We start from the raw sequence: 26,858 nt of genomic DNA on the forward strand, positions 1-26,858 counted from the left end.
GAGACGGATGAGGGGTGTTCCAGCGAAGTGAGACGTTCGCTTTCCCTGGAGCACCCCTCATCCGTCGCCTTCGGCGACACCTTCTCCCACAAGGGGAGAAGGGGGAGCTTACATCACCTTCGCCTTGCCAAACGCTATCGCCCTGCTATTCTTGCTGCTAAAATAATTTCACACACAGGCAAACTTGTTTCTCGAACCGCAAGGCTGAGATGAGCCAGTCGCCCTACCCCACGGTCACAGCAGGACCGCCGCGCCCAAGCCTCATCCTGAGGCCTGGGCAGATCGCGCTGCCGCCGGGCATGGAGCGCTACACGATCCAGGGCAATGGCGCGGTGCTGATCGAGGTCGCGGCCGGCGATACGATCACGGTCCGCAATGTCGAGGGTGGCCAGGCCTGCGAACTGCTGGCCTGGGACGCCACAGGCGTCACCGATGCCGCCATCCTCGGCGAAAGATCCAACAGCAATGCCGCCGGCATCAAGGCGTTGCTGACCGAAGGCGATGACAGCCTCGCTGCCCTGCGGCGGGGCATCGCGCGCCGGCAGGTTCAGCTTGACCAGGCCAAGGCGGTCCGCGTCTTCGGCAGTGCCACGCCCGCAGGCGCCGAACAGGGTTTTACCGTCGCTCGCGACGGCTCGATGATCGTCGCTGCCCCCGGCGGCCCGATGCTGGTCGATGGTCACGACACGGCAACGCCGCTTACGGTTGTCGTGCGCCGCGCCGCGATCCGCCTCAAACCAAGATCGCAGTTGGCCGATCCGCTCGCCGATCCGGTGCTCGACCTCAGGGTGCACTCGGCAACAGCCGAATCCTATTTCGTCAAGGCGGGCGACTATCTGCAGATCATCGATGTCGATGGGCGCCAGTGCACCGACTTCCAGTGCTTTTCAGCGCGCAAGCTCGACAAGGGCCTCGACCATCCGCTCGACGTGACCACGACGCGCACGCTGATGGGATCGAGCTATCCGATGCCGGGCCTGCATTCGAAATACTATGACCAGGACATGGAGCCGCTGGTCGAGGTGGTGCAGGATACATGCGGTCGGCATGACGCCTTCGCGCTCGCCTGCGCGGCGAAATACTATGACGACATCGGCTATCCCGGCCACACCAACTGTTCGGAGAATTTCAACGGCGCCCTGGCCGGCAAGGGCGTCAATCCTCGCGCCGGCTGGATGGCGATCAACTTCTTCTTCAACACCGCGATCGACGCGCATGGCGTCATGGTCTCGGACGAACCATGGTCGAGGCCCGGCGACTATGTGCTGCTGCGCGCGCTGACCGACATCGTCTGTGTCTCCTCCGCCTGCCCCGACGACACGACGCCGGCCAATGGCTGGAACCTGACCGACATCCACGTGCGGACCTATTCCGGCCAGCACAAATTCTCGCGAGCGATCGCCAGACGCATGACGCCCGATTCGGAACCGAAAATGACCCGCGAGACAGCCTTTCATTCGAGCTTTGCCAAGCACACCCGCAACTTCGCCGAGTACAGGGGCTATTGGCTGGCCAACTCCTTCGCCAAGGATGGGCCGATAGCCGAGTACTGGGCATGCCGGCAGGACGCGGTGATCATGGACCTGTCGCCGCTGCGCAAGTTCGAGGTCACCGGCCCGGATTCCGAAGCGCTGCTGCAATACACGCTGACCCGCGATGTGAAGAAACTCGGCGTCGGCCAGGTCGTCTACTCCGCCATGTGCTACGAGCATGGCGGCATGATCGACGACGGCACGCTGCTGCGTCTCGGCAAGGACAATTTCCGTTGGGTCGGGGGCGACGATCTTTCCGGCGAATGGCTGCGCGAGACGGCAAAAAAGCTCGACCTCAACGTGCTGGTGCGCTCGTCGACCGACCAGATGCACAATGTCGCCGTGCAGGGCCCAAAAAGCCGCGACATCCTCAGAGAAGTGATCTGGACTTCACCGTTGCAGCCATCGATCGATGAGCTCGAATGGTTCCGCTTCGCCGTCGCCCGCATCGGCGGCGGCAACGGCGTACCGGTCGTCGTCTCGCGCACCGGCTATACCGGCGAACTCGGCTACGAGATATGGTGCCATCCGCGCGACGCCGAAAAGGTGTTCGACGCCATATGGCAAGCCGGCCAGCCGCATGGGTTGAAACCAATGGGCCTGCAGGCGCTCGACATGGTGCGCATCGAGGCCGGACTGATCTTCGCCGGTTACGAATTCTCGGACCAGACCGACCCGTTCGAGGCCGGCATCGGCTTCACCGTGCCGCTGAAGAGCAAGACCGATGATTTCATCGGCCGCGAGGCGCTGATCAGGCGCAAGGAAAACCCGCAGAACAGACTGGTCGGTCTCGACATCGACGCCAATGTCGCTGTCGGCCATGGCGATTGCGTCCATGTCGGCCGTGCCCAGATCGGTGTCGTCACCTCGGGCATGCGTTCGCCGGTCCTGAACAAGAACATCGCGCTGGCGCGGCTCGACGTCACCCATGCGGCCATCGGCACCGAGATCGAGATCGGCAAGCTCGACGGCCATGCCAAAAGGCTGCCGGCGCGTGTCGTCGCCTTCGCCCACTACGATCCACAGAAGACCAGACCCCGTTCCTGAGCTCTGTGACCCTTGCCTTCTCCCCTCGTGGGGTGAGCAGCCGGTTCGCCGAAGGCGAATTCGTCGTGCCAGTGGCACGATGAAAGGCTAGCGAACGCCGGGACGCTGCGAAGCAGCGGGGACCCGGCAGGTGGATCGGCCCCCCCGGCCCTTCGCAGGCTCAGGGCGCTCGAAGCTCGAAAAGCCAAGCAATTGGCTTTTCGTCCGCTACGCGAACCGCTTCTCACCCCACAAGGAGAGAAGGGAAGAGCGTGCGCGCGCAACCGTGATGTGCACGGTTTCACAAAACGCTTGACCTGAAAGCGCGCCGGATCAATCTTCACTCTTAAGAAAAAAATACGACTGAGTGGAAACATTGGAGTCGTGACGTCATGGGCCGGGGAGCAAGCTTCGCAAAGTCGAGGCATCGCCGGCGGGGAACATCGAAAAAGGGGAAGTCACTGACATGAGCACCATAAGTACGGCCCTGGAGCAGCCTGCCGAGAGCAAGCTGCTCAGGCATATCGACTGGCGCGGCGCCTTCTGGGTGGCAAGCGGCGTTCCAGCACTGGTTCTGTTTTCGATCGGCGGCATTGCCGGCACGACCGGGACGCTGGCCTTCCTGATCTGGACGGTGTCCATGATCATGGGTTTCCTGCAATCCTTCACCTATGCCGAGATCGCCGGCCTGTTCCCGAACAAGTCCGGCGGCGCCTCGATCTACGGCGCCACGGCCTGGCTGCGCTATTCCAAGTTCATTGCGCCGCTGTCGGTATGGTGCAACTGGTTCGCCTGGTCGCCGGTGCTGTCGCTCGGCTGCTCGATCGCGGCCGCCTATATCCTCAATGCGCTGGCGCCGGTGCCGCTGTTCACCGAGACCTCGGCGGAAGTCGTCGCCTATATCGCAGCGCATGCCGGAACGGCGCCCGCCGACGCGATTGCGGCAGTGACGACCGCCGCGACGCCGGCAATCCGCAACTGGACGCTGTACAGCCACACGCTGGGTCCGGTCTCCTTCACCTTCAATGCGACCTTCTTCATCGGCGCGGTGCTGATGCTGATCATCTTCTCGATCCAGCATCGCGGCATCCTCGGCACCGCCAATGTGCAGAAATATATCGGCCTGCTGGTCATCGTCCCGATGCTGATCGTTGGCGTCGTGCCGATCTTCACCGGGCAGATCAACTGGGCCAACTTCTCGCCGCTGGTGCCGCTGGCCGCCGCCTATGCGCCAGACCCAGGCGCATGGAACATCCCCGGCTGGACGCTGGTGCTCGGCGGCATGTTCATTGCCGCCTGGTCGACCTACGGCTTCGAAACCGCCGTCTGCTACACCTCCGAATTCAAGAACCCCGGCACCGACACCTTCAAGGCCATCTTCTATTCCGGCCTGCTCTGCATGTTGTTGTTCATCCTGGTGCCCTTCACCTTCCAGGGCGTGCTGGGCCTCAACGGCATGCTGGCAACGCCGATCGTAGACGGCTCCGGCGTCGCTGACGCGCTTGCCGGCATGGTCGGCGGCGGCAAGCTCATCCACAGCCTCTTGGTGATGCTGATGATCCTGGCGCTGGTGCTGTGCATCATGACGGCGATGGCCGGCTCCTCGCGCACGCTCTACCAGGGCTCGGTCGACGGCTGGCTGCCGCGCTATCTCAGCCACGTCAACGAGCATGGCGCGCCGACCCGTGCCATGTGGACCGACCTCTGCTTCAACCTGATCGTGCTGGCCATCGCCTCGGCCGATGCGACAAGCTTCTTCTTCATCCTCGCCGTGTCGAACTGCGGCTACATCATCTTCAATTTCCTCAACCTCAATGCCGGCTGGATCCACCGCATCGACAACGGCCATATCGCACGGCCATGGAAGGCGCCGACCTGGTTGCTCGGAATCGGAGCGATCTTCGCCTATGTCAACGCGATCTTCATGGGCGCCGGCGCCAAGGTGTGGAACCCGATGGCGCTGTGGGCCGGGCTGATCACCGCGGCACTGATCATTCCGGTGTTCTGCTTCCGCCACTACATCCAGGACAAGGGCAAGTTCCCTGACCACATGCTGGCCGATCTCGGTATGACGGGAACTGACCTCTCGGTGAAGAAAGCAGGCATGCTGCCCTATCTGACGCTGGTCGCCGGCGTGGTGGTCATGCTGATCGCCAACTGGATATTCGTCATCTGACAGGGCAACTTGACAAGTATCGGGCGCGCTTCGGCGCGCCCTATGCTTTTCGGCCACCAGGTAGGCTTCGCCTCACCCAGCCTTGCGGACCGACGCTTCGGTATCTTCGAAGAACTGGTTGGGTGGCCGCTTCAGGCCGAGATTCTCGCGCAGCGTCGAGCCCTCATACTGCCGCCTGAAGATGCCGCGCCGCTGCAGCTCGGGCACCACCTTCTCGACGAAGTCGTCGAGCCCGGCGGGCAGATGGGGAAACATGATGTTGAAGCCGTCCGATCCCTCGGCGACCAGCCATTCCTCCATCTCGTCGGCAATGGTTTGCGGCGTGCCGACGAAGGCGAGGCCGGAATAGCCGCCCAGCCTCTGGGCAAGCTGGCGCACGGTCAGGTTTTCATCCCGGGCCAGTTCGATGACGCGCTCGCGGCTGCTCTTCGAGGCATTGGTCTCCGGTATTTCCGGCAGAGCGGCGTCGGGATCAAAGGCCGACGCGTCATGTCCAAGAGCGATCGACAACGAGGCAATGCCACTCTCGTAGTAGACCAGGCTGTCGAGCTTCGCCCGCTTGGCCCGCGCCTCCTCGACACTGTCGCCGACAATGACGAAAGCGCCAGGCAGGATCTTGATATCGTCGCGGGAGCGGCCAAGTTTCTGCGCCCTGCTTTTGACATCGGCGAAGAAGCGTTGGCCCGACGCGAGATCACCATGGGCGGCGAAAATGACTTCCGCAGTTTCCGCGGCCAGCTGCCGCCCGGCCTCCGACGCGCCGGCTTGCACGATGACCGGCCAGCCCTGTACCGGCCGCGCGATGTTGAGCGGCCCGCGCACAGAGAGATGTTCGCCCTTGTGGTCAAGCACATGCAATTTGGCGGGATCGAAATAGAGGCCGCTTTCGGCATCGCGGATGAAGGCGTCGTCGGCAAAGCTGTCCCAGAGGCCGGTGACGACATCGTAGAATTCCCGCGCCCGGTGGTAGCGCTCGTCATGCTCGACATGTTCATCCAGCCCGAAATTCAACGCCGCATCGGGATTGGACGTCGTGACGATGTTCCAGCCGGCGCGTCCGCCGCTGATATGGTCGAGTGACGCGAATCGACGGGCGATATGATAGGGCGCGTCAAAGGTCGTCGATGCGGTGGCGACCAGCCCGATGTGATCGGTGACGGCGGCCAGCGCCGACAACAAGGTGAACGGCTCGAACGAGGTCACCGTGTGGCTGCGCCGAAGCGCCTCGATCGGCATATTCAGCACAGCCAGATGATCGGCCATGAAGAAAGCGTCGAATTTCGCCGCCTCCAGCGTCTGCGCGAAACGCTTCAGATGCGCGAAGTTGAAGTTGGCGTCGGGATAGGCGCCCGGATAGCGCCAGGCGCCGGTGTGCAAACTGACGGGACGCATGAAGGCGCCGAGCCGCAATTGCTTCTTTTCTGCCATGGGAAGACACCCTGATAAGGACGAGCGTTGCCGCTCCGGTGCCGCTCAGCATGGTACCGCTTGGCCGCACTGGGAAGGAATTCTGTTTTGCAGAATCGGCGCCAGGGAGCATTTTAATCGGCGTGATGGGATCAGCCGCCGCGCCGGACCATCCGCCATCGACATCAGCGATGGCGGATGGTCAGCGCCGCTCTATTCGGCTGCCAGCGCCAGTTGCGGCCTTTCCGGCTGTTCGGTCGCGGATGCTTCCGCAGCGTCGACACCACGCTTCTTCGGCTCGCGGCCAAAGAACAGGGCATAGCCGGCGGGCAGCACCAGGATGGTCAGCACGGTGGCGACCACGATGCCGCCCATCATCGCATAGGCGAGCGGCCCCCAGAACACGGCGCGCGAGATCGGGATCAGCGCCAGCACCGCCGTCATCGCAGTCAGCACGATCGGCCGGAAACGGCGCACGGCCGAACCGATGATGGCCTCCGAGCGCTCCATGCCTCTGGCGATGTCCTGGTCGATCTGGTCGACCAGGATGATCGAGTTGCGCATGATGATGCCGAGCAGCGCGATGACGCCGAGAATGGCGACGAAGCCGAAAGGCGCGCCGCTGATCAAAAGGGCCGCGGCCGCACCGATGATGCCGAGCGGACCGGTGGCCAGCACCAGCATCGCCTTGCCGAAGTTCTGCAGCTGGATCATCAAGAGCACGACGATAATGGCCAGCATGATCGGCGCCTTGGCGGCGATGGAAGCCTGGCTTTCGGCCGAATCCTCGGCACCGCCCTGGATTTCGATCTTGTAACCGGGCGCCAGGCCGTCGCGCAGGCCCTGGATGTCCTTGTACATCTTGGTGACGACGTCATTGGACTGCACGCCGTCGGGCAGCGTCGCCCGCACGCTGATCGTCGGCAGGCGGTCGCGGCGCCACTCGATGCCTTGCTCCAGCACCGGAACCACCTTGGCCACCTGCGACAGCGGCACGAAGCCGCCGAAGTCGGTTGGGATATAGACCGAGTCGACCGAGGACAGCAGGCTGCGGCTGACGTCCGGCTCGCGGGCGACGATGGAGACCGTCTCCTCGCCGTCGCGGAAATTGTCGAGCGGCGCGCCGGACATCGTTGCCTGCAGCATCTGGCGGATGCGCTGCGAGGTGACGCCCAGCGCACGGGCACGGTCCTGGTCGATCACCAGCTTCATCGCCGGCACCGGTTCGAGCCAGTCGTCATGGACCGCGCCGAGCAACGGATTCTCGCGGAACTTCGCTTTCACCTGGTCGGCGATGCGGCGCACCTCCTGGCGATCCGGGCCCATGACACGCATCTGCACCGGCCAGCCGGTTGGCGGTCCGAGGAACAGGCGGTCCACCTTGGCACGGATCGAGGGGAAGTCCTCGGCCAGAACCGTGCGCAGCTTGACAATCAGCCGCTCGCGGGCCGGCTCGTCATTGGCCATCACCAACATCTGGGCGAAGTTCGGATTGCTGAGCTGTTGGTCGAGCGGCAGGAAGAAGCGCGGCGCGCCTTCGCCGATATAGGTGGCGATGAAGCGCTTGTCCTTGTCGTCCATCATCTTGGCCTCAAGCGCCTTGGCCTGCGCTTCGACCTCCTTGATGCTGGTGCCTTCCGGCAGCCACAGGTCGACGAGGATTTCCGGCCGCGATGATTGCGGGAAGAAGTTTTGCGGAATGAACTGGAACGCCCACAGGCTGGTACCGAAGGTCACCAGCGTCATCACCAGGACGATGATGCGATGGCGCACCGCCCAACCAACGGTCGAGCGAAGCCGGCGATAGAAGCGCGTGTCGAAGGCGTCGTGATGGGTCCCGGCATGCTTGCGCTGCTTAAGGATCATATGCCCAAGCCACGGCGTGAAATAGACCGCGACAAACCACGACACGATCAGCGCGATGCCGACGACATAAAACAGCGTGCGCACATATTCGCCCGCCGTGGAGGCGGCGAAGCCGACCGGAATGAAGCCGGCGGTGGTGATCAGCGTGCCGGTCAGCATCGGGAAAGCGGTCGATGTATAGGCGAAGCTCGCCGCCTCGATCTTGACCAGCCCCTCCTCCAGCTTTCGCTCCATCATCTCGACGACGATCATGGCGTCGTCGACTAGCAGGCCGAGTGCAATGATCAGGGCGCCCAGCGAAATGCGCTGCAGGTCGATGCCGAGCTCGTACATGATGGCGAAAGTGGCTGCGAGCACCAGCGGAATGGCGATGGCGATGACCAGGCCGGAACGCCAGCCGATCGACAGGAACGAGACGACAAGCACGATCAGCAGCGCTTCGCCGAGCGCGTGCATGAATTCGGCCACCGCATCCGTGACGACGCCCGGCTGGTCGGAGATCTGGTCGACCGACACGCCATAGGGCAACGCCTCCTCGAAGCGCTTGTAGGTCGCCTCGACATCCTTGCCGACATCGGTGACCTTGAAGCCCTTGGCCATGACGACGCCAAGCTGCACGCTTTCGTGACCGTTGAAGCGGTATTTGCGCTGGAAGGGATCTTCTAGCCCCGAGGTTACGGTGGCGATGTCGCCGAGCCTGGTGACCTGGCCGCCGGCGCGCAGGCGCAGTTCCCTGATATCGGCCGCCTTGGTGACGTCGCCTTCGACCGAGATGCGCACCGAATTGACGCCGGTGTCGACGGCACCGGCCGGATCGACATTGTTCTGGCCCTTGATGGCGTTCTGCAGGTCGGTCAGCGTCAGGCCGCGTTCGGCCAGCGCCTTGGACGAGACGTCGATGTAGAGCTTTTCCGGCTGGTCGCCGATGATGACGGCCTTTTCGACGCCGGGCGTGGTCAACAGCATATCGCGCGCCTGGATGGCGAATTTCTTCAGTTCTGGATAGGAGAAGCCATCGCCGCTGATCGAATGCAGCGTGATGAAGGTGTCGCCGAATTCGTCGTTGAAATAGGGGCCGAGCAGCCCTTGCGGCAGGTCGCCGGATATGTCGCCGACCTTCTTGCGCACCTGATAGAAGGCATCCGTCACCTCCGCGGCGTTGGTATCGCCCTTGATCTGCACCGTGATGATGGCGCTGCCGGCGCGGGTGAAGGAGCGCACGAAGTCGAGATGCGGCGTTTCCTGCAGCTTGCGCTCGATCTTGTTGACGACCTGATCCTCCATCTCCTGGATCGAGGAGCCCGGCCAGATCGCCTGCACGACCATGACGCGGAAGGTGAAGTCGGGGTCTTCCTTCTGGCCCATGCGCATAAGGCCGAGCGCACCGGCGATGATGATCAGCCCGAACAGGAACCGCGCTATGGAGGGGTGGCCGATGGCCCAACGCGAAAGGTTGAAGGGCCGCTTTTCTTCAGTGGAGGTCGTCATCGGTGCTGTCCACTTTGCTGTTTGCCGGCGCCTGGTGCTTCGAAGAAGCGCGGCGCGCGAAAACGAAATCATTTGCGTTCGATACTGGCTTCCGGGCGGCGAGGCTTTCCGAGCGGAGAGACACTCATCGCGGTGGGACGCTAGGGTCGATGCGGGGGTACATCGGCCTTGACGTCTCGACCTTCGGGCGCACGCCGCCCGGAAACCTGCGGCCGCGGGAACGCGCGGCCGACCTGTCTGTCGTCAGCGCAGCCGGCTGGCGTCGTCGCCATCGGCCGAGGCGGACTGCTGCGCGATGCCGCCGGCGAGTTTCACCTTCAGATTCTCGGTCATGAACTGTGTGCCGGCGGCGACCACGATATCGCCGGGATTCAATCCTTCGGCGACACGCACGCCATCGGCGGCGAACTTGGCAACCTTCACTGGACGGGCATGGACGGTGTCGGCGCCACGATCGACGGTCCAGACGATCGACTGGCTATCTTTCTCAGCCAACGCGCTCAGCGGGATCGATACGAGTTGCTTCTCATTGGCCGCCGACGCCTCGATATTGGCCGTCATGCCGAGAAGCACGCGCTGGTCGTTGGGCAGGCTGACGCGGACGGCGAAGGTGCGCGACTGCGGATCGGCGCTGCCGGCAACCTCGCGGACCTTGCCGTCGAGCGTCAATGTGTTGTCGGACCAGAAGCCGGCCTTGACTGGTTTGCCCGGCTTGAACTCGGCGATCTCCATTTCGGGGACCGCGATCAGCACTTCCTTCTCGCCGTCGACGGCGACGGTGACCACCGGCGCACCGGAGCCGACCACCTGGCCGACATCGGCGTTCACCGCCGTGACGATGCCGTCCTTGTCGGCCTTGAGGTCGGTATAGCCGACCTGGTTCTTGGCCTGTGCAAGCGACGAACGGGCGGAGTCGCGCGTGGCGACCGCCTGGTCATGGGTCAGCGTCGCCTGTTCGAGCTGCGATTTCGGTGAGAAGTTCTTGGCGAAAAGCTGCTCGGCGCGCTTGCGCGCAAGCTCTGTCGTCTCGACCTGCCGTTCGGCGGCATCGAGGGCTGCCTGCGCGCTCTTGACCGAGAGGTCGTAGTCGGTGGGGTCGATGCGGGCGAGCACATCGCCCGGCGCCACGTGCTGGCCGATGTCGACAAGGCGCTCGGTGATCTTGCCGTTGACACGGAAAGCCAGCGCGCTTTCGGTGCGGGCCCGCACCGAACCGGAATAGGAGAGCGTACGGGTGTCGTGCGCCTGGGCAATCTCGACGACCTTGACCGGGCGGATGATCTCCTTGACCTCGGCCTTCTCCTGGGAGCAGCCGGCAAGCGTGAGCCCTGCAACGACCAAGCCCGCGACCGGCAACCGGCGGATGATGGAATTGGACAAAGACATCGTGGTACTCCCGACTAAAGGCGGACTGTCGACACCGGCGACCGGCGGCTATTTCAAGGCTCTGATGGCGTAGTCGATAAGTTCGTCGGGCATTGCCCGGTTGGTCTTGGCAAGGCACTGCGCCACCATCTGCGGGTGGCAGAGGATGACGGTGGCGGCGCCAAAGCAGCGCGAGGCGGCTTCGGGATCCTGCTCCCTGAACTCGCCGGTCTCGACGCCCTCGCGGATCACCTCGGCGAACAGGTCGTGAATGCTGTTGACGTGCTTGTCGATGACGCTCCAGTCGCGCTCGAGCGCGACGATGACCATCTCATGGACCTTCTGCTCGTCGAGCATGGTCTCGAGCGTCATCTTGTACTGGGCGTGAATGTAGCGACGCAGCCGCTCCTCCGCGCTGATCGGCAGGTGCATGATCTCGTAGGCCATCTTGTAGCTGGCGCCGAGCATTCGGCCGCAGACGGCTTGGTGGATTTCAACCTTGGAGGCGAAGAAACGGTATATGTTGGCCGGCGACATGCCGAGTTCGCGGGCGATGTCCGCGACATTCGTCTTGCCGTAGCCATAGTGCCGGAACAGGCGCTCGGCGCAGTCGAGAATGCGTGTCACATTCTCCTGCCTGGCGGCATCGACCATGATGTTGGCGGCTTCGGACATGGATCCCTGTCGTTTTACGAGTGACGAATTTTAATTTTCGTCAGTCGTAAATTGAAGAGAGGGCGATGTCAACGCGAAATCGACGTACGCGTATAATTGGTGACAGATGGTGACAGTGGCGGACGCGACAACCGGCGCTCGCGATTGGCGACGCCGCCCAGAATTCGTCATCCTAGAGCGGAGCAAGGAGCGTAGCGACGCGGCGCAGACCCTAGGATCCATGCCGCGGCGTCTGCCGAAGAATGAGGCGGATCAAAGCGTTACGCGGCTCAGCTCCGACAGCCTGCGAAGAGCCGTTGGAGCACGGCCGCCAGGTCACGGCATGGATCCCAGGGTTTCCGCGACGTCGCTTCGCGACTGCTCCACCCTAGGATGATGAAGTCAGGCAGGTGCGCGACAAATTGTCGAGGCCAGAGCAAGAATGACGGTACAGCTACGTCCCCTTGGCCATCTCCCGCAGCCGGAACTTCTGGATCTTGCCCGTCGACGTCTTCGGGATTTCGGCGAAAATCACCGCTTTCGGCACTTTGAAGCGGGCAAGCAGCGCACGGCAGTGCTCGATGATCTCCGCTTCGGTCGCGGTCTTGCCGGGCTTCAGTTCGACATAGGCCACGGGCACTTCGCCCCACTTGTCATCATGGCGCGCCACCACGCCACAAGAGGCAACGGATGGGTGTTTGTAGAGTGCGTCCTCGACCTCAATAGAGGAAATGTTCTCGCCACCCGAGATGATGATGTCCTTGGAACGGTCCTTGAGCTGGATGTAGCCGTCGGGATGCATGACGCCGAGATCGCCGGAGTGGAACCAGCCGCCGGCGAAGGCTTCGTCGCTTGCCTTGCGGTTCTTCAGATAACCCTTCATGACGATGTTGCCGCGGAACATGACCTCGCCGATCGTCTCTCCGTCGGGCGGTGTCGTCTGCATCGTCTCGGGATCCATGACGGTCAGGCCTTCAAGCGCTGCGTAGCGGACGCCCTGCCTTGCCTTCTTGGCGCTGCGCTCGCCTTTTGCCAGACCGTCCCATTCACCGTGCCATTCGTTGACCACGGCCGGACCATAGGTCTCGGTCAGGCCGTAGAGGTGGGTGACGGCAAAGCCGGCATCGGCCATGCCCGACAGCACGGCTTCCGGCGGCGGAGCGGCCGCGGTGTTGAACGTCACGATCTGCGGGAACTCACGCTTGTCCTCGTCCCGGGCATTGATCAGCACCGACATGACGACCGGCGCGCCGCAAAGATGGGTGACGCCGTGATCGGCGATGGCGTCGTAGATCGGCTTCGGCCGCACCCAGCGCAGGCAGACATGGGTGCCGGCCTGGACGGCCAGCGTCCACGGAAAGCACCAGCCATTGCAATGGAACATCGGCAGCGTCCAGAGATAGACGGCGTGCTTGGCCATGCCGGCATGGATGGTGTTGGTATAGGCCATCAGGGCGGCACCACGATGGTGGTAGACGACGCCCTTCGGATTGCCTGTCGTGCCCGAGGTGTAGTTGAGCGAGATGGCGTCCCATTCATCGTCGGGCATCGACCAGGCGAAATCCTCGTCACCGCCGGCGACAAAATCCTCATAGTCCGATGCGCCGATCCGCTCGCCTTTCGGATAGGGCGCGTCGGCGGCGTATTCGGGATCATCGTAGTCGATGACCAGCGGCTTGACCTTGGCCAGATCAAGCGCCTGCCGGACGACACCTGAGAATTCACGGTCGACGATCAGCACCTTGGTCTCGGCATGGTCGAGTTGGAAGGCGATGACCGCGGCGTCGAGGCGGGTGTTGAGCGAATGCAGCACCGCCTTGGTCATCGGCACGCCGAAATGCGCCTCCAGCATTGGCGGCGTGTTGGACAGCATGACGGTGACCGTGTCGCCCTTGCCGATGCCGCGCTTCCGAAGCGCCGATGCGAGCTTCAGCGAGCGGCGCCAGAAATCACGATAGGAGATGCGCAGGCCGCCATGGATGATGGCAACGTGGTCGGGATAGGTCTTTGCAGCGCGCTCCAGATAGGTGAGAGGCGTCAGCGGCTGGTGGTTGGCCGCGTTCCTGTCGAGATCCTGTTCGTAGGGATTGCCCATCCCGTCCTCCCCAAAGTTCTTTTCGAGCTTTCTAACCTTAGGACTCTCGTCAGGCCATCCCCCCGGATGGCCGAAAATGCTATGCTATCCAGGCTTTGTAGAACGGCGATCCCGGATGAACCTTGCCGAGAGACGATCGTGTCCCCGCATCCGAATTTGACTTTTGTCGAGAGCCGTGACTAATGTCAGCCGAGGAGAAGGCATGGCGATCCGACCGGCAGAACAGCTCATTCACAAGGCCGCCTGGCTCTACTACGCGCATGGTTTGCGGCAGGACCAGGTTGCGAGCCAGCTTAACATTTCCCGTGCTTCGGTGGCCATGTATCTGCGCAAGGCGCGCGAGACCGGCATAGTCAACATCTCGACCTCCACCCAGCTGTTCACCGACGATGTCATGGCGCGCAAGCTCGAGGACGCGCTGGGCCTCGACGCAGTCTGGATCGCGCCGGAGAACGGCCATATCCCGGACCCTTCGACTGACATCGCCGTGCTGGCGGCGAGCGTCTTTCTGGAACTGGTCAAGAAGGGCGACCGCATCGGCGTCGCCTGGGGCCGCACCGTCTACATGATCGCCGACATCATGTCCTATGCCGACCTGCAGGATGTCACGGTGGTGCAGCTCTGCGGCAATCTCGGCGCGCCCTACTCCTATAGGCCCGACCAGTGCACCATGGAAATCGCGCGGCGGCTCAACGCCAAGGGATTGAACTTCTATGCGCCGCTGGTGCTGTCGACGGAAGAGCTGGCGCGCGCGCTGCGGGACGAACCGGTGATCCGCGAGCAGTTGTCGGGAATCAAGGACTGCGATCTCGCGCTCTACTCGGTCGGCGCGGTCGACGCCGAGAGCCATCTGGTCAAATGCGGAGCTCTGACACCGGGCGAGATGGCGGAGCTGCGCAGCCGAGGTGCCGCGGGCGTCATTGCCGGGCAGATCATCGACGCCCAGGGCAAGGCGCTCGACTGCAGCTACAACCGCCGGGTGATCTCCGCCGAGCTTGCCTCGCTGCGCGCCATCGCCAGGCGCCTGATGGTGGTGCAGGAGGACAGCAAGTTCGAACCGCTGCTCGCGGCTATCACCGGCGGGCTTTGCACGCATCTGGTGGTCGGCGCGCATATGGCGCAGCGGCTGCTCGATCATGCCGGAGCGGCAACCCAAAAGGCATCCTGAATAAGCAACCATTCGCCGGCGCATTGTCATCAAGGCGTCGCGGCATTCCTGTTTCACCACCCAAGACAGCAACTGGACGAAGCGAACATGAAGAATCTGTGGAACGACGAAGCGGCCGAGAAACTTGTTGCCGACTATGCCAAGAAGGGCGTCGGCCGCGACCTGGCCTTGCGCGTCTACACCACGCGGCTGCTGGGTGGCGTGCCGCAGCTGGTCTTGCATGGCGGCGGCAACACCTCCTGCAAGATCAAGGCGACCGACCTCGTCGGCGATGAATGGGACGTGCTCTGCGTCAAGGGCAGCGGCTGGGACATGGCCGTCATCGAGCCGCAAGGCTTGCCGGCGGTCAAGATGGGCGCCCTGCTCAAGGCGCGCGCGCTGGACAAGCTCTCCGACGAGGACATGGTGGCGCTGCAGCGGGCGAACCTGATCGATCCGTCCTCACCCAATCCCTCGGTCGAAACGTTGCTGCATGCCTTCCTGCCGCACAAATTCGTCGACCACACCCATTCGACCGCGATCCTGGCAATCGTCGACCAGGAAGACTCGAAACCGCTGGTGACGACGGTCTTTGGCAGCAAGATGGGCTACGTGCCCTACATCATGCCAGGCTTCGACCTTGCCAAGGCGGCCGCCGACGTCTTCGATGCCGACCCGACCGTTGAAGGCCTGATCCTCGACAAGCACGGCATCTTCACCTTCGGCGACGACGCCAGGCAGGCCTATGACCGGATGATCCACTATGTGAACGTCGCCGAGGACTATGTGGCCAAGCACGCCAAGCCGACGGCGGCAAAGGCCGCGCTGCCGGCAAGGCTCGCGACACCGGCCTCCATTGCTCCGATGCTGCGCGGCGCCGTCTCGGTGTCGCGCGGCGAAGGCCGCTTCGACCGCATGATCTCTGACTTCCGCACCTCGGACGCGATCGTCGATTTCATCAACTCAGCCGCGATCGCCGACTATGCCGGACGCGGCGTGTCGACACCGGATCTGTCGATCCGCATCAAGACAGGCCCGATGGCGGTGCCGGCGCCCGATGCCGACAAGGCCGGCGACTACAAGGCCGTCATCAAGAGCCATGTCGACGCGTTCGCCAAGGATTATCGCGCCTATTTCGAGACCAATGACGCGCTCGACGACGTCAAGCGCATCATGCTCGACCCGATGCCGCGCCTGACGCTGGTGCCGGGGCTGGGCATGTTCGGCCATGGCCGCACGCTGAAGGATGCCAAAATCGCTTCCGACGTCGGCGAAATGTGGATCGAGGCGGTGCGCGGCGCGGAAGCGGTCGGACGGTTCCATCCGCTGTCCAAGGCTGATCTGTTCCCGTTGGAATACTGGTCGCTCGAACAGGCCAAGCTTGCCTCCAACAAGCCGAAGCCGCTGACCGGCCAGGTGGTGCTGATCACCGGCGGCGCCGGTGCGATCGGTGCGGCAACGGCGAAACTGTTCGCCGACAATGGCGCCCATGCCGTGGTCGTCGATCTCGACGCCGAAAAAGCCGCTGATGCCGCCAAGAAGGCCGGCAACAATTCGATCGGCGTCGCCGCCGACATCACCGATCCGGCCCAGGTGCGTGCCGCCTTCGACAAAGCGGTTGCCGTCTTCGGCGGCGTCGACATCCTGGTCTCCAATGCGGGGGCTGCCTGGGAAGGCCGGATCGGCGAACTCGATGATGCGCTTCTGCGCAAGAGCTTCGAACTCAATTTCTTCGCCCACCAATCGGCGGCGCAGAACGCGGTGCGCATCATGCTCGAACAGGGCACAGGCGGGGCGCTTTTGTTCAACACCTCCAAGCAGGCGGTGAACCCCGGCCCGAAATTCGGCGCCTATGGCGTACCGAAGGCGGCGACTTTGTTCCTGTCCAGGCAATATGCGCTCGACTACGGCGCCCATGGCATCCGCTCCAACGCCGTCAACGCCGATCGCATCCGGTCCGGCCTTCTGACCGACGCCATGATCGCCAGCCGCTCCGGCGCGCGCGGCGTCTCGGAGAAGGAGTACATGTCCGGCAATCTGCTCGGCCAGGAAGTGACGGCACAGGACGTGGCACAGGCCTTCCTGCATCACGCGCTGGCCGAACGCACCACCGCTGACGTGACGACCGTCGACGGCGGCAACATCGCGGCGGCGCTGCGGTAGGCATTTCCGGCTGACAACAAAAAGGGCGGCTCACGGGCCGCCCTTTTCATATCTGTCGTGACGACCCTTACTTGGCGTTCGGGTTCGGCATCCAGGCCGGCATGGCGACATCGGCATGGGCGAATTGCGGCAGCTTGGCCGACAGGTCTTCCATGTTCTTGATGTCCTTGTCGATCAGTTCCTTCTGGGTGATCAGCGTCGGCGGCACGATGACGTTGTGGCCGGGGTCCTCACCGGCGAGCAGCTGTGCCAGAGCGCGCACCGAGACCTGGCCGACAACGGCCGGGTTGGTCGCCGCGGTCGCTGCCCAGGCGCTGTCGGGCTCGCGCATCGCCGCGATATCCGAAGTCGAGATATCGGCCGAATAGATCTTGATGCCCTTGTTGAGACCCGCTTCGTCGACGGCGATCTTCACGCCCTTGGCGAATTCGTCATAGGGGGCGAACATCACCTTGATGTCGGGATGAGCCGACAGCACCGAACGCGCCTGGTTGGCGACGGAGTTGGCGATCGGATTGTCGAGTGTGCCGAACATGGCCACTTCCTTGATGCCCGCATATTTCTTCTTCACATCGACCCAGGTCTCGTTGCGGCGGTCGAGCGGCGCGATGCCGGCGACATAGACATAGCCGGCATTCCAGCTTTCGCCATTGTCCTTGACGGCCTGCTCGAGCGCGAGGCGGGCGAGGTCCTTGTCCGACTGTTCGATCTGCGGGATCTTGGGGTTTTCGACGTTGACGTCGAAAGCCACCACCTTGATGCCGGCATCGACAGCGCGCTGGGCGGCGTCCTTCATCGATTCCGTCAGGCCGTGCTGGATGATGATGCCCTGCACGCCGAGCGCGATCGCCTGGTCGACCATGTCGGACTGGAGGGCGGCGTCCTGGCGGCTGTCGAGCACGCGCAGGTCGATGCCGAGCGCTTTCGACTGCGCTTCGACGCCCGAGAGATAGGCCTGGAAGAAGTCGCCGGTCGAGAGATAGCGCACCAGCGCGATCTTGACGCCGGGCTTGTCGAACGGCGCCGGCTTGTCCGCGGCAAGAGCCGGGACCTGCATCAGCATGGTTGCGCCGGCCAGCCCGAGCGCGACCTTCCCCAGAAGTCTTCTTGTGATGTTCACCTTGTTTTCCTCCACTCTTGTTGAGCCCAAAAACCTATCCGGCCGAAACTATCTCCGGCCCCTGCCCGACAAGGCAAAGGTGAAGACAAGGGCGACGACCAGAACCACGCCCTTGACGAAATCCTGCGTGTAGTAAGGCGCGTTCATCATCGTCAGGCCTTGCAGCAGGATGCCGACGAACAGCGCGCCGACGGCGGTGCCGAAGGCGTTCGGCTTGGCGGCGCCAAGCACCGCGTAACCGATCAGCGCCGCGGCGACCGCATCGAGCAGCAAATTATTACCCGAGGCGATATCGCCGCGTCCAAGCCGAGCCGCGAGCAAAATGCCGCCGATCGAGGCAAAAACTCCTGAAATAACGTAGGCCCAGATCTTGTATGCCTTGACAGGCGCACCGGCGAGTTCAGCGGCGCGCTCATTGCTGCCGACCGCATACATCATCCGCCCGAAGCGCGTGTATTCGAGGAAGAACCAGATCAGCACGGCAAGCACCAGCAGCACGACCACCGACACCGGAATGAGGTTCGGGATGAAGAAGTCGAAGCGGTGGCGGCCGAGCGCAAGGAAGGCGTCGGAGAATTTGCCATTGGCGACCGAGCCGTCGGGCATGGTCATGCCGGTGGCGATCGATCGGCCCTCGGTCGGGATGCGCTGCAAGCCGACAAGCAGGAACATCATGCCGAGCGTGGCGAGCAGATCCGGCACGCGCATGTAGACGATCAGCCAGCCATTGATGAGGCCGACAATGGCACCGATGAGCAGACAGACAACCACGGCGACGACGGCATTCTGCTCCAGCACCACCATGACATAGGCAGCCGCCATCATGGCCGATGTGGCGACCGAGCCGATCGACAGGTCGAAGCCGCCGACGACCAGCGTGGCGGTGACGCCGAGCGCCAGCACGCCGGTGATGGCGACGGACTGGAAGATGAAGACGGCACTTTGCGGCGAGACGAAACCGTCGGCCGCGATCGCGAAATAGGCGACGAGCCCGACCAGCAGGACGATGAACCCGTAGCGGATTGCGTAGTCGCGCAGCGTCATTCAGCGCACCCCGGCGCCGCTGCCCACTTTACCCAACTCGAACCCATGGTCTCTCCATTCCAATTCTATCGACCGCCACGCTCAGGCAGCGCTGTGCAGCGGCCCGCCGGCGACCTCGGCCAGCAGGCGATCGAGATCGACTTCGGCGTTGCGGTGTTCGCCGACGATCGTGTGTTCCGACATCACCAGGATGCGGTCGGCCGTCTCCAGCGCCTCGTCGAGTTCGGTGACGAACAAAAGCGTCGCGCGGCCAGGGGCGCTTGCCCTGAGCTTGGCGGCGATGTCGCGCCTGGCCGAGATATCGACGCCCTGAAACGGCTCGTCGAGGATGAACAGCGCGGCGTTCTGCGCCATCCAGCGGGCGACCATCACCTTCTGCTGGTTGCCGCCCGACAGTGCCGACATTTCGTCCTTCTCGGAGCGGCAGACGATGCTGAGCTCCTCGATCTGCCGGCGCGCGGTCGTGCGTTCGAGCCGGCGCTTGAGCACGCTCAGATTCGACATCCGCTTCAGGAACGGCAGGCTGACATTACGCTCGATGTTGAAGCCGCCGACAATGCCGCTGGTGGCGCGGTCCTTGGCGACGAGGAAAACGCCGGCCGCGATCGCATCGCCTGCAGATCGCGGCGCGTAGGGCCGGCCGTTCATCATCATCGTACCCGACAGCGGCTTGCGCACACCGAACAGCGCTTCGGCAAAAGCGGTCTTGCCGACACCGACGAGGCCGGTGATGGCGACGACCTCGCCATCGCCAAGCGTCAGCGAGATCGGCCTGGCGCCCTGCCCTATACGCAGGCCTTCAACGGTCAGGACCGGCTTGGCGGAACTTCTGGCAACGATCTGGTCGAGATGGATCTTGCGGCCGAGCATGGCATTGACCGCGCCTTCATAATCGAGCGGCTTGGTGTCGAAGGCACCTGAAACGATGCCGTCACGCATGGAGATGATGCGATCGGCAAGCCGCCTGATGTCAGACATGCGGTGCGAGATATAGAGGATTGCCACACCCTGCTCGCGCAGCCTGTCGACCAGGGCGAACAACCTGTCGGCTTCGGCGCTGGAGAGCGAGGAGGTCGGCTCGTCGAGGATCAGCACCTTCGGCTGATGCGCCAGGGCGCGTGCGATCGCCACCATCTGGCGATCGGCCAGCGAAAGGTCGTTGACGCGGGCCTTGAGATCGATGGCCAACCCCATGCGGTCGGCGACGGCCTTGGCCTCGCGCCGCACCCGGGCCGGATTGAACAGGGTCGGCGCGCCCTTGCCGCTCAGCCTGTCGAGCGTCAGGTTGGTGGCGACATCGAGGTCGGCCACGACACCGTCATTGATGTTCTGATGCACGGTAACGACGCCGGAGCGGATCGCTTCCGCCGGCGTGTTCGGCGCAAAGTCCTGCCCGGCAAGCGTCATGGTGCCGCCGCCACGCTCGTAGACGCCGCTGATGATCTTGACGAGGGTGGATTTGCCGGCGCCGTTGGCGCCCATCAGCACGGTGACTTCGCCGGAATGCAGCTCAAGCGCGATGCCGCCAAGCACCTCGTTGCGGCCAAAGGATTTCCTCAGTCCCTCTACGCGGAACACGGCATTGCCGACCATGCGTTCCTCCCTGACCTCGACGCTATGGTCAATATCGGCAATTGTCAACACGATTGACAATTGCCAGACAGCTTCCTAGCTTGGCCCCGCCGCTAAGGCTCCGTTATGATCGGAGCGCACAGGCGGGAGGGAGACGAATGACTGGGAAATTGCCGTTCGAAGCATTGTCGGTGGGGACGCTTGCAACGCGCCTCGGCGCGAACGAGGCGCTGTGCGCGAAGATCGGCAAGGACACGACACAATGGAAGGTTCGCGAAGTCGGCGACGGCAATCTGAACCTGGTGTTCATCGTCGAGGGCGCCGGCGGCGGCGCCGTCGTCAAGCAGGCCCTACCCTATGTCCGGCTGGTCGGCGACAGCTGGCCGCTGCCGCTGAAGCGCTCCTTCTTCGAGTATCACGCGCTGACCCGCCAGGAGGCGCGCGCGCCGGGCTCGGTGCCGGCGATCTATCATTTCGATGAAGGCCAGGCGCTGATCATCATGGAGTATCTGGCGCCGCCACACACCATTCTCAGGCGCGCGCTGATCGACGGGCGCCAGTTGCCCAACATTGCCAGGGATATCGGCCTGTTCATGGCCCGTACGCTGTTTCGCGGGTCCGACCTGTCGATGGTGGCCAGGGATCGCAAGGCCGATCTGGCGCTGTTCGCCGACAATGTCGACCTCTGCGACATCACCGAGAACCTGGTGTTCTCCGATCCCTATTTCGATGCCAAGTTGAACCGGCATACCTCGCCGCAACTCGACGGTCTGGTCGCAGACCTGCGTGCCGACCGCGACCTCAAGGTCGAGGCGCAACGGCTGAAGCACATCTTCGCCGCCAATGCCGAGACGCTGCTGCATGGCGATTTGCATTCCGGCTCGATCATGGTCACCGACACGCAGACCCGGATGATCGATCCGGAGTTCGCCTTCTACGGGCCGATGGCCTTCGATGTCGGCATGCTGCTCGCCAATTTCTGGATGTCCTTCTTCTCGCAGCGCGGCCATGAGCAGAACGGCAAGCGCGACGCCATGCGCACCTATCTGCTCGGGGTCACCGCACAGACATGGGCGGTGTTCCGCGCCGAGTTCTCGCATCTGTGGCGCACCGAGCGCACCGGGATGCTCTATCAAAAAAGCCTGTTCGAGGATCAGGGCGACATACTCGCCGCGGAGCAGGCGCTCGATCACGTGCTGCACCAGATCTGGACCGATCTTCTCGGCTTTGCCGGCATCGAGGTGCACAGGCGCATACTCGGCCTCGCCCACAATGCCGATTTCGAGACCATTGCCGACGAGGATCTGCGCGCCTCCTGCGAGGCGAAGGCGCTCAAATTCGGCCGTCACATCGCCGTCAACCGGCGCCAGATACATAGCATCGACGAGGTCAACACCCTGGCCGCGCTGATCGAACAGGAGAGCAGCATTTGAACGTCGGCGAGCGCCACTATCGCACCATCTGGCTGAGCGACGACGGACGTTCGGTTGACATTATCGACCAGCGCTGGCTGCCACATGATTTCCGCATCGAGACGATCGGCACGGTTTCCGGCATCGCCACCGCCATCCGCGACATGTGGGTGCGCGGCGCGCCGCTGATCGGCGTCACCGCCGCCTACGGTGTTGCCCTGCAGATGGCCGACGACCCGTCCGACGAAGCGCTCGATGCCGTATGGGAGACGCTGCACGAGACGCGCCCAACGGCGATCAACCTGCGTTGGGCGCTCGACGAGATGCGGCGCTTCCTCAAGCCACTGCCAAAAGAACAACGCGCCGAAGCCGCCTATCGACGCGCCGGTGAGATCGCCGACGAGGATGTCGGACTGAACCGCGCCATCGGCGAGAACGGTCTTGCCGTCATCAAGGCGATCGCGGCGCGCAAGCAGCCGGGCGAGACGGTCAACATCCTGACGCATTGCAATGCCGGCTGGCTGGCGACAGTCGACTACGGCACCGCCACCGCGCCGATCTATCTGGCAACCGAAGCCGGTATTCCGGTCCACGTCTATGTCGACGAGACCCGCCCGCGCAACCAGGGCGCCCAGCTTACCGCCTGGGAGATGGCAGGCCACGGCGTACCGCACACACTGATCGTCGACAATGCCGGCGGCCATCTGATGCAGCGCGGCGCGATCGACATGGTCATCGTCGGCACCGACCGGACCACCGCCGACGGCGATGTCTGCAACAAGATCGGCACTTATCTGAAGGCGCTCGCCGCCGCCGACAACAACGTGCCGTTCTATGTCGCGCTGCCCTCGCCGACCATCGACTGGACGGTGCATGATGGGCTGAACGAGATTCCGATCGAGCAGCGCTCGGCCGACGAGGTCTCGCTGGTCTGGGGCAAGACCGCCGGCGGCGAGATCGCCCAGGTGCGCATCTCACCCGAAGCGACGCCCGCGGCGAACCCGGCCTTCGACGTGACCCCGGCGCGGCTGGTGACGGGCTTGATCACCGAACGCGGCATCGCCAAGGCATCGCGCGAAGGCTTGAAAGCGATGTTCCCGGAGCGGGCGTAGCCGTAGCCGATTAATACAGCGGCTTGCTCATGTGGTTGGGCGTTGGCCATTGCGCGGTGACGCCAGGCTGCACCGGGCGCTCGAGATAGGTCGACAGCACCACATAGCTGCGGGTCGAGGTGACGCCGGGCGTTTCGTAGAGACGAGCGAGCAGGCCTTCCAGCGCCCTCGTATCTTCGGTGCGGACCTTCAGCAACATGCAGGTGTCGCCGGCGACGGTGTGGATCTCCTCGACTTCCGGATATTGCGAAACCGCCATCAGTTCTGGGGTCTTGCCCCAGCCCCTGGTGTCGATATGCACGAAGGCCAGCAGCGGCTTCTTCACCGCCTTGGGGTCGATGATCGCGGCCGTGCCACGAATGGCGCCGCTGCGCCGAAGGCGCTTGACCCGCTCATGCGCGGCTGGCGGCGAAAGCCCGACCCGATCGCCGAGTTCCGCATAACTGACCGTGGCATCGTCGACGAGAACGCCTAATATCTTTCGGTCAATTGCGTCGACATCGCGGGGCGCCGTCATGTTCCGCGGAATGGTATCTGTTTCTTCATCCATATCGACAATCCCGATTGCCACAGAATTTAATACGGCCATTATGGCTATATGTCGAACAGCAATCAAGCTACGGCCCTGCCAACGGATACCAGGCCACCGATCCCGGCCCTCGCCTATCTGTTGACTGGATGCATCGCCGTGATCGGCTCGAATTCGCTGGTCCTGGGCCCGATAGCCCCGGCCGTGGCGGCCTCCTTCGCCAGCAGCGTCCCGACCGTGATGATCGCAGCGGCCGCCTTTGGCCTCGGGACCTCGGCGAGCGCCCTGTTCCTGGCCCGCTATATCGACCGGCTCGGCGCCCGCCGGATGCTGCAGGGGGCATTGCTGTTGCTGGCCATAGCCCTGGTTGCCAGCGCGGCCGCACCGATGCTGATCATGCTGGTCGCGGCCCAACTCGTCGCCGGTATTGCCGCCGGCGTCGCCATGCCGGCGATCTATGCGAGTTCGGCGGCGATCGCGCCGCCCGGCCGCGAAAGCGGGACCATCGGCGTGGTGCTGACCGGATGGACGCTCAGCATGGTGGCCGGCGTTTCGCTCTCGGCCGTGCTTGCCGATCTCGTACATTGGCGCGCCGTCTTCGCGGCCGTCGCGGTGCTGGCAATGCTGGCGCTGGCCAGTCTCACGATGACCTCGCTGAGCGGCACAAGGAAGAGCGGCTCGGCCCCGACACCGCTGGCGGCGCTCAGCATTCCCGGCATCGTGCCGCTTCTCGTCGCCTGCGCCGCCTTCATGACCGCCTTCTACGGTGTCTATGGCTATCTCGGCGACCACTTGCACAGTGGACTGGGCAAGCCGGTGAGCGCCAATGGATGGGCAGCCCTTGCCTATGGCATCGGCTTCGGCACGGCTGCTCTCCTCGACGGGGTGATCGATCGCCTGGGCGCTCGCCGCGTCATGCCATTCGCCTATCTTCTTGTCGCCATCGTCTATGTCGCGATCGCGGCGAGCAGCAACAGTTTCGGCCTGACGCTCGCCATGGTGGCGGTGTGGGGGCTTGCCAATCATTTCGGACTGAATGTCCTGGTGATGAGCCTTTCGGCACTTGATCCCTCACGGCGCGGCACGATCATGGGCCTGAACAGCTCGGTAACCTATCTGGCGGTCTTTGTCGGCACCACCGGTTTCGGGCCGCTCTACTCCAGCTTCGGCTTTGCGGTCTGCGCGATGATTGCGGCATTGCTGATGCTGGTTGCCGCAGCGGCGGCCGCGTGGCGCACGCGATAGAACGCTTCTTTTGCGTGATTGCTCCAGTCGGCAGAACGTGATTGGCCACCGGCCTGTCGCCCGGTTGACAGTGGCACCCCTGCCCCTCCATACAAAGCCCGTTAATGTTCTCAGGGCGGGGTGAAAGTCCCCACCGGCGGTAAGGACTCTCGGTTGCACGGGACCCAAGCCCGCGAGCGCTTTCCAAGACAATTGGAAAGGTCAGCAGATCCGGTGTGATTCCGGAGCCGACGGTTAGAGTCCGGATGAAAGAGGACGAAACGGAAAACGGACCGCATCGGCGGGCCGGATTTCGTATCGTGCGTCCTGATTCTGGTTCGAAACGGAAGGATGGACCCATGAATCAGCATTCCCACAAAGACTATGAAACAACCCGCATCGCCGTTATCCGGGCGCGCTGGCACGCCGATATCGTCGACCAGTGCGTAAGCGCTTTCGAGGCGGAACTGGCCAGCATCGGAGGCGACCGCTTCGCCATCGATGTCTTCGACGTGCCCGGCGCCTACGAGATCCCGCTGCACGCCAAGACTTTGGCCGGGACCGGCCGCTATGCCGCGATCCTCGGCACGGCCTTCGTCGTCAATGGCGGCATCTACCGGCACGAATTCGTCGCCAGCGCCGTCATCGACGGCATGATGAATGTGCAGCTGTCGACCGGCGTGCCGGTGCTTTCGGCGGTGCTGACGCCGCACAATTATCATGACAGCGCCGAACACCACCGCTTCTTCTTCGAGCACTTCACCGTCAAGGGCAAGGAAGCGGCCAACGCCTGCGTGCAGATTCTCGCCGCGCGGGAAAAGATCGCGGCATGAAATCTTCCCGGCCGGGTGGAAATCGCGATAACACCCGGTAGTATTTGCGAAAATGCCGAGTTCGGGGAGGATGCCGGTGCAGACCAAGAAGATCATCAATGACGGCAACCGCGCCGTCGACGAGATGCTCGAAGGGATCCTCGCCGCGCATCCTCGCCACCTTGTGAGCGCGGACGGCAGCCCGCGCTCGATCATCGCCCGCGACGGGCCGCGGCCCGGCAAGGTCGGGCTGGTCATCGGCGGCGGCTCCGGCCACGAGCCGACCTTTCTCGGCTTTGTCGGCAAGGGACTGGCGGACGCGGCGGCCATCGGCAATGTCTTTGCCTCGCCACCGCCCGATCCGATCCTGGAATGCGCCAAGGCGGTGAGCGGCGGCGCCGGCGTCCTGTTCATGTACGGCAACTATGCCGGCGACGTGATGAATTTCGACATGGCGGCCGAGATGGCCGCGATGGACGATATCGAGGTACGCACGGTGCTGACCACCGATGACGTCGCCTCGGCACCGCGCGACCAGCGGCAGAAGCGCCGCGGCGTCGCCGGCAACTTCTTCATCTTCAAGGCAGCCGGTGCGGCCTGCGACCTCATGCTCTCCCTGGACGAGGTCGAGCGCGTCGCGCGCAAGGCCAACGACCACACCTTCACCATGGGCGTGGCGCTGTCGCCCTGCTCGCTGCCGCAGACAAGGCGGCCGAATTTCGAGATCGGCGCCGACGAAATGGAGATCGGCATGGGCATCCATGGCGAACCCGGCATCGCCCGCGGCAAGCTTGGGAGCGCCGACGAAATCACCGACGAGATGCTGGACAGGATTTTCGCCGAGATGGCGCCGAAGCGCGGCGACAAGGTCGCGGTGCTGGTCAACTCGCTCGGCTCGACGCCGCTGATGGAACTCTACATCATGAACCGGCGGGTCAAGCAGCGGCTCGACGACATCGGCGTTTCGATTCACGCGACCTGGGTCGGCAATTACTGCACGTCGCTGGAAATGGCCGGCGCCTCGGTGACGCTTTTCCATCTCGATGAGGAATTGCAGACCATGCTCGACCATCCCTGCGACTGCGCCATGTTCCGTGCCGGCTGACGAAAGAGC

At 63.6% G+C, this 26,858-nt stretch carries 18 protein-coding genes and 1 riboswitch; of the genes, 9 read left to right on the forward strand and 9 right to left on the reverse strand.

Going from position 1 to position 26,858, the window contains the following annotated elements:
• Positions 1–209: 209 nt before the first annotated feature.
• Both FJ977_RS05175 and FJ977_RS05180 read left to right on the forward strand, forming a co-directional pair.
• Positions 210–2,579 carry an aminomethyltransferase family protein gene (locus FJ977_RS05175; RefSeq protein ID WP_140769142.1) on the forward strand — a complete coding sequence of 790 codons (2,370 nt, stop codon included), beginning with the start codon at positions 210–212 and terminating at the stop codon, positions 2,577–2,579.
• Between the two features lie 445 nt (positions 2,580–3,024).
• Entirely contained in the window at positions 3,025–4,734 is a 1,710-nt protein-coding gene (locus FJ977_RS05180; RefSeq protein ID WP_140769144.1) for an APC family permease, read from the forward strand.
• A gap of 72 nt (positions 4,735–4,806) precedes the next feature.
• Here FJ977_RS05180 and FJ977_RS05185 read toward each other — a convergent pair whose 3' ends face one another.
• The 5 genes from FJ977_RS05185 to FJ977_RS05210 form a co-directional block, all read right to left on the reverse strand.
• Positions 4,807–6,162, reverse strand: coding sequence for an LLM class flavin-dependent oxidoreductase (locus FJ977_RS05185; protein WP_140769146.1), 1,356 nt, complete (start codon positions 6,160–6,162; stop codon positions 4,807–4,809).
• A gap of 192 nt (positions 6,163–6,354) precedes the next feature.
• The gene (locus FJ977_RS05190) at positions 6,355–9,495 is read right to left on the reverse strand and encodes an efflux RND transporter permease subunit (RefSeq protein ID WP_140769148.1); all 3,141 of its coding nucleotides are present in this window, start codon (positions 9,493–9,495) and stop codon (positions 6,355–6,357) included.
• Between the two features lie 243 nt (positions 9,496–9,738).
• The gene (locus FJ977_RS05195; RefSeq protein WP_140769150.1) at positions 9,739–10,881 is read right to left on the reverse strand and encodes an efflux RND transporter periplasmic adaptor subunit; all 1,143 of its coding nucleotides are present in this window, start codon (positions 10,879–10,881) and stop codon (positions 9,739–9,741) included.
• 48 nt (positions 10,882–10,929) lie between these two features.
• Positions 10,930–11,535 (reverse strand): TetR family transcriptional regulator, encoded by a 606-nt coding sequence (locus FJ977_RS05200; RefSeq protein ID WP_140769152.1) that lies wholly within the window; start codon positions 11,533–11,535, stop codon positions 10,930–10,932.
• A 433-nt stretch (positions 11,536–11,968) separates the two neighbouring features.
• Positions 11,969–13,609, reverse strand: a complete 1,641-nt coding sequence (locus FJ977_RS05210; protein ID WP_140769156.1) for an acyl-CoA synthetase — start codon at positions 13,607–13,609, stop codon at positions 11,969–11,971.
• Positions 13,610–13,811: 202 nt separating this feature from the next.
• Between FJ977_RS05210 and FJ977_RS05215 the strand changes: the two genes are divergently transcribed.
• Both FJ977_RS05215 and FJ977_RS05220 read left to right on the forward strand, forming a co-directional pair.
• Positions 13,812–14,777, forward strand: coding sequence for a sugar-binding transcriptional regulator (locus tag FJ977_RS05215; RefSeq protein ID WP_140769158.1), 966 nt, complete (start codon positions 13,812–13,814; stop codon positions 14,775–14,777).
• A gap of 87 nt (positions 14,778–14,864) precedes the next feature.
• Positions 14,865–16,919 carry a bifunctional aldolase/short-chain dehydrogenase gene (locus FJ977_RS05220; protein ID WP_140769160.1) on the forward strand — a complete coding sequence of 685 codons (2,055 nt, stop codon included), beginning with the start codon at positions 14,865–14,867 and terminating at the stop codon, positions 16,917–16,919.
• Positions 16,920–16,986: 67 nt separating this feature from the next.
• Here FJ977_RS05220 and FJ977_RS05225 read toward each other — a convergent pair whose 3' ends face one another.
• The 3 genes from FJ977_RS05225 to FJ977_RS05235 all read right to left on the reverse strand — a co-directional run bounded on the left by FJ977_RS05225 (position 16,987) and on the right by FJ977_RS05235 (position 20,676).
• Positions 16,987–18,039 (reverse strand): substrate-binding domain-containing protein, encoded by a 1,053-nt coding sequence (locus FJ977_RS05225; RefSeq protein WP_140769162.1) that lies wholly within the window; start codon positions 18,037–18,039, stop codon positions 16,987–16,989.
• Positions 18,040–18,087: 48 nt separating this feature from the next.
• On the reverse strand, positions 18,088–19,083 hold the full coding sequence (locus tag FJ977_RS05230) for an ABC transporter permease (protein ID WP_140769164.1): 996 nt from the start codon (positions 19,081–19,083) through the stop codon (positions 18,088–18,090).
• Between the two features lie 81 nt (positions 19,084–19,164).
• Positions 19,165–20,676 carry a sugar ABC transporter ATP-binding protein gene (locus tag FJ977_RS05235; protein ID WP_140769166.1) on the reverse strand — a complete coding sequence of 504 codons (1,512 nt, stop codon included), beginning with the start codon at positions 20,674–20,676 and terminating at the stop codon, positions 19,165–19,167.
• 137 nt (positions 20,677–20,813) lie between these two features.
• Between FJ977_RS05235 and mtnK the strand changes: the two genes are divergently transcribed.
• Entirely contained in the window at positions 20,814–22,088 is a 1,275-nt protein-coding gene (mtnK, locus tag FJ977_RS05240; protein ID WP_140769168.1) for an S-methyl-5-thioribose kinase, read from the forward strand.
• On the forward strand, positions 22,085–23,179 hold the full coding sequence (mtnA, locus tag FJ977_RS05245) for an S-methyl-5-thioribose-1-phosphate isomerase (RefSeq protein WP_140769170.1): 1,095 nt from the start codon (positions 22,085–22,087) through the stop codon (positions 23,177–23,179). The genes mtnK and mtnA overlap by 4 nt, the downstream gene beginning before the upstream one ends.
• A gap of 10 nt (positions 23,180–23,189) precedes the next feature.
• Here mtnA and FJ977_RS05250 read toward each other — a convergent pair whose 3' ends face one another.
• On the reverse strand, positions 23,190–23,729 hold the full coding sequence (locus tag FJ977_RS05250) for an Lrp/AsnC family transcriptional regulator (RefSeq protein ID WP_140769172.1): 540 nt from the start codon (positions 23,727–23,729) through the stop codon (positions 23,190–23,192).
• A gap of 48 nt (positions 23,730–23,777) precedes the next feature.
• On the opposite strand from FJ977_RS05250, the gene FJ977_RS05255 reads away from it, so the two are divergent.
• From FJ977_RS05255 to FJ977_RS05265, 3 genes are all read left to right on the forward strand, one after another.
• Positions 23,778–24,953: an MFS transporter gene (locus tag FJ977_RS05255; RefSeq protein WP_140769173.1), complete on the forward strand. Its 1,176-nt coding sequence runs from the start codon at positions 23,778–23,780 to the stop codon at positions 24,951–24,953.
• A gap of 102 nt (positions 24,954–25,055) precedes the next feature.
• A riboswitch (FMN riboswitch) is annotated at positions 25,056–25,214 on the forward strand.
• A gap of 77 nt (positions 25,215–25,291) precedes the next feature.
• Entirely contained in the window at positions 25,292–25,765 is a 474-nt protein-coding gene (locus FJ977_RS05260; RefSeq protein WP_140769175.1) for a 6,7-dimethyl-8-ribityllumazine synthase, read from the forward strand.
• Positions 25,766–25,835: 70 nt separating this feature from the next.
• Positions 25,836–26,849, forward strand: coding sequence for a dihydroxyacetone kinase subunit DhaK (locus FJ977_RS05265; RefSeq protein ID WP_181179608.1), 1,014 nt, complete (start codon positions 25,836–25,838; stop codon positions 26,847–26,849).
• The last annotated feature ends 9 nt before the right edge of the window (positions 26,850–26,858 follow it).

Source organism: Mesorhizobium sp. B2-1-3A (assembly GCF_006442655.1).
Lineage (GTDB): Bacteria > Pseudomonadota > Alphaproteobacteria > Rhizobiales > Rhizobiaceae > Mesorhizobium.

What these genes read in the sequence shown, in the direction of transcription:
- FJ977_RS05185 (WP_140769146.1), bottom strand. Translation starts at nt 6,162, where the DNA reads ATGGCAGAAAAGAAGCAATTGCGGCTCGGCGCCTTCATGCGTCCCGTC.
- FJ977_RS05265 (WP_181179608.1), top strand. Translation starts at nt 25,836, where the DNA reads ATGCCGGTGCAGACCAAGAAGATCATCAATGACGGCAACCGCGCCGTC.
- FJ977_RS05255 (WP_140769173.1), top strand. Translation starts at nt 23,778, where the DNA reads ATGTCGAACAGCAATCAAGCTACGGCCCTGCCAACGGATACCAGGCCA.
- FJ977_RS05230 (WP_140769164.1), bottom strand. Translation starts at nt 19,083, where the DNA reads ATGACGCTGCGCGACTACGCAATCCGCTACGGGTTCATCGTCCTGCTG.
- FJ977_RS05180 (WP_140769144.1), top strand. Translation starts at nt 3,025, where the DNA reads ATGAGCACCATAAGTACGGCCCTGGAGCAGCCTGCCGAGAGCAAGCTG.
- FJ977_RS05200 (WP_140769152.1), bottom strand. Translation starts at nt 11,535, where the DNA reads ATGTCCGAAGCCGCCAACATCATGGTCGATGCCGCCAGGCAGGAGAAT.
- mtnK (WP_140769168.1), top strand. Translation starts at nt 20,814, where the DNA reads ATGACTGGGAAATTGCCGTTCGAAGCATTGTCGGTGGGGACGCTTGCA.
- FJ977_RS05175 (WP_140769142.1), top strand. Translation starts at nt 210, where the DNA reads ATGAGCCAGTCGCCCTACCCCACGGTCACAGCAGGACCGCCGCGCCCA.
- FJ977_RS05210 (WP_140769156.1), bottom strand. Translation starts at nt 13,609, where the DNA reads ATGGGCAATCCCTACGAACAGGATCTCGACAGGAACGCGGCCAACCAC.
- FJ977_RS05235 (WP_140769166.1), bottom strand. Translation starts at nt 20,676, where the DNA reads ATGGTCGGCAATGCCGTGTTCCGCGTAGAGGGACTGAGGAAATCCTTT.
- FJ977_RS05220 (WP_140769160.1), top strand. Translation starts at nt 14,865, where the DNA reads ATGAAGAATCTGTGGAACGACGAAGCGGCCGAGAAACTTGTTGCCGAC.
- FJ977_RS05195 (WP_140769150.1), bottom strand. Translation starts at nt 10,881, where the DNA reads ATGTCTTTGTCCAATTCCATCATCCGCCGGTTGCCGGTCGCGGGCTTG.
- FJ977_RS05260 (WP_140769175.1), top strand. Translation starts at nt 25,292, where the DNA reads ATGAATCAGCATTCCCACAAAGACTATGAAACAACCCGCATCGCCGTT.
- FJ977_RS05250 (WP_140769172.1), bottom strand. Translation starts at nt 23,729, where the DNA reads ATGGATGAAGAAACAGATACCATTCCGCGGAACATGACGGCGCCCCGC.
- FJ977_RS05215 (WP_140769158.1), top strand. Translation starts at nt 13,812, where the DNA reads ATGGCGATCCGACCGGCAGAACAGCTCATTCACAAGGCCGCCTGGCTC.
- FJ977_RS05190 (WP_140769148.1), bottom strand. Translation starts at nt 9,495, where the DNA reads ATGACGACCTCCACTGAAGAAAAGCGGCCCTTCAACCTTTCGCGTTGG.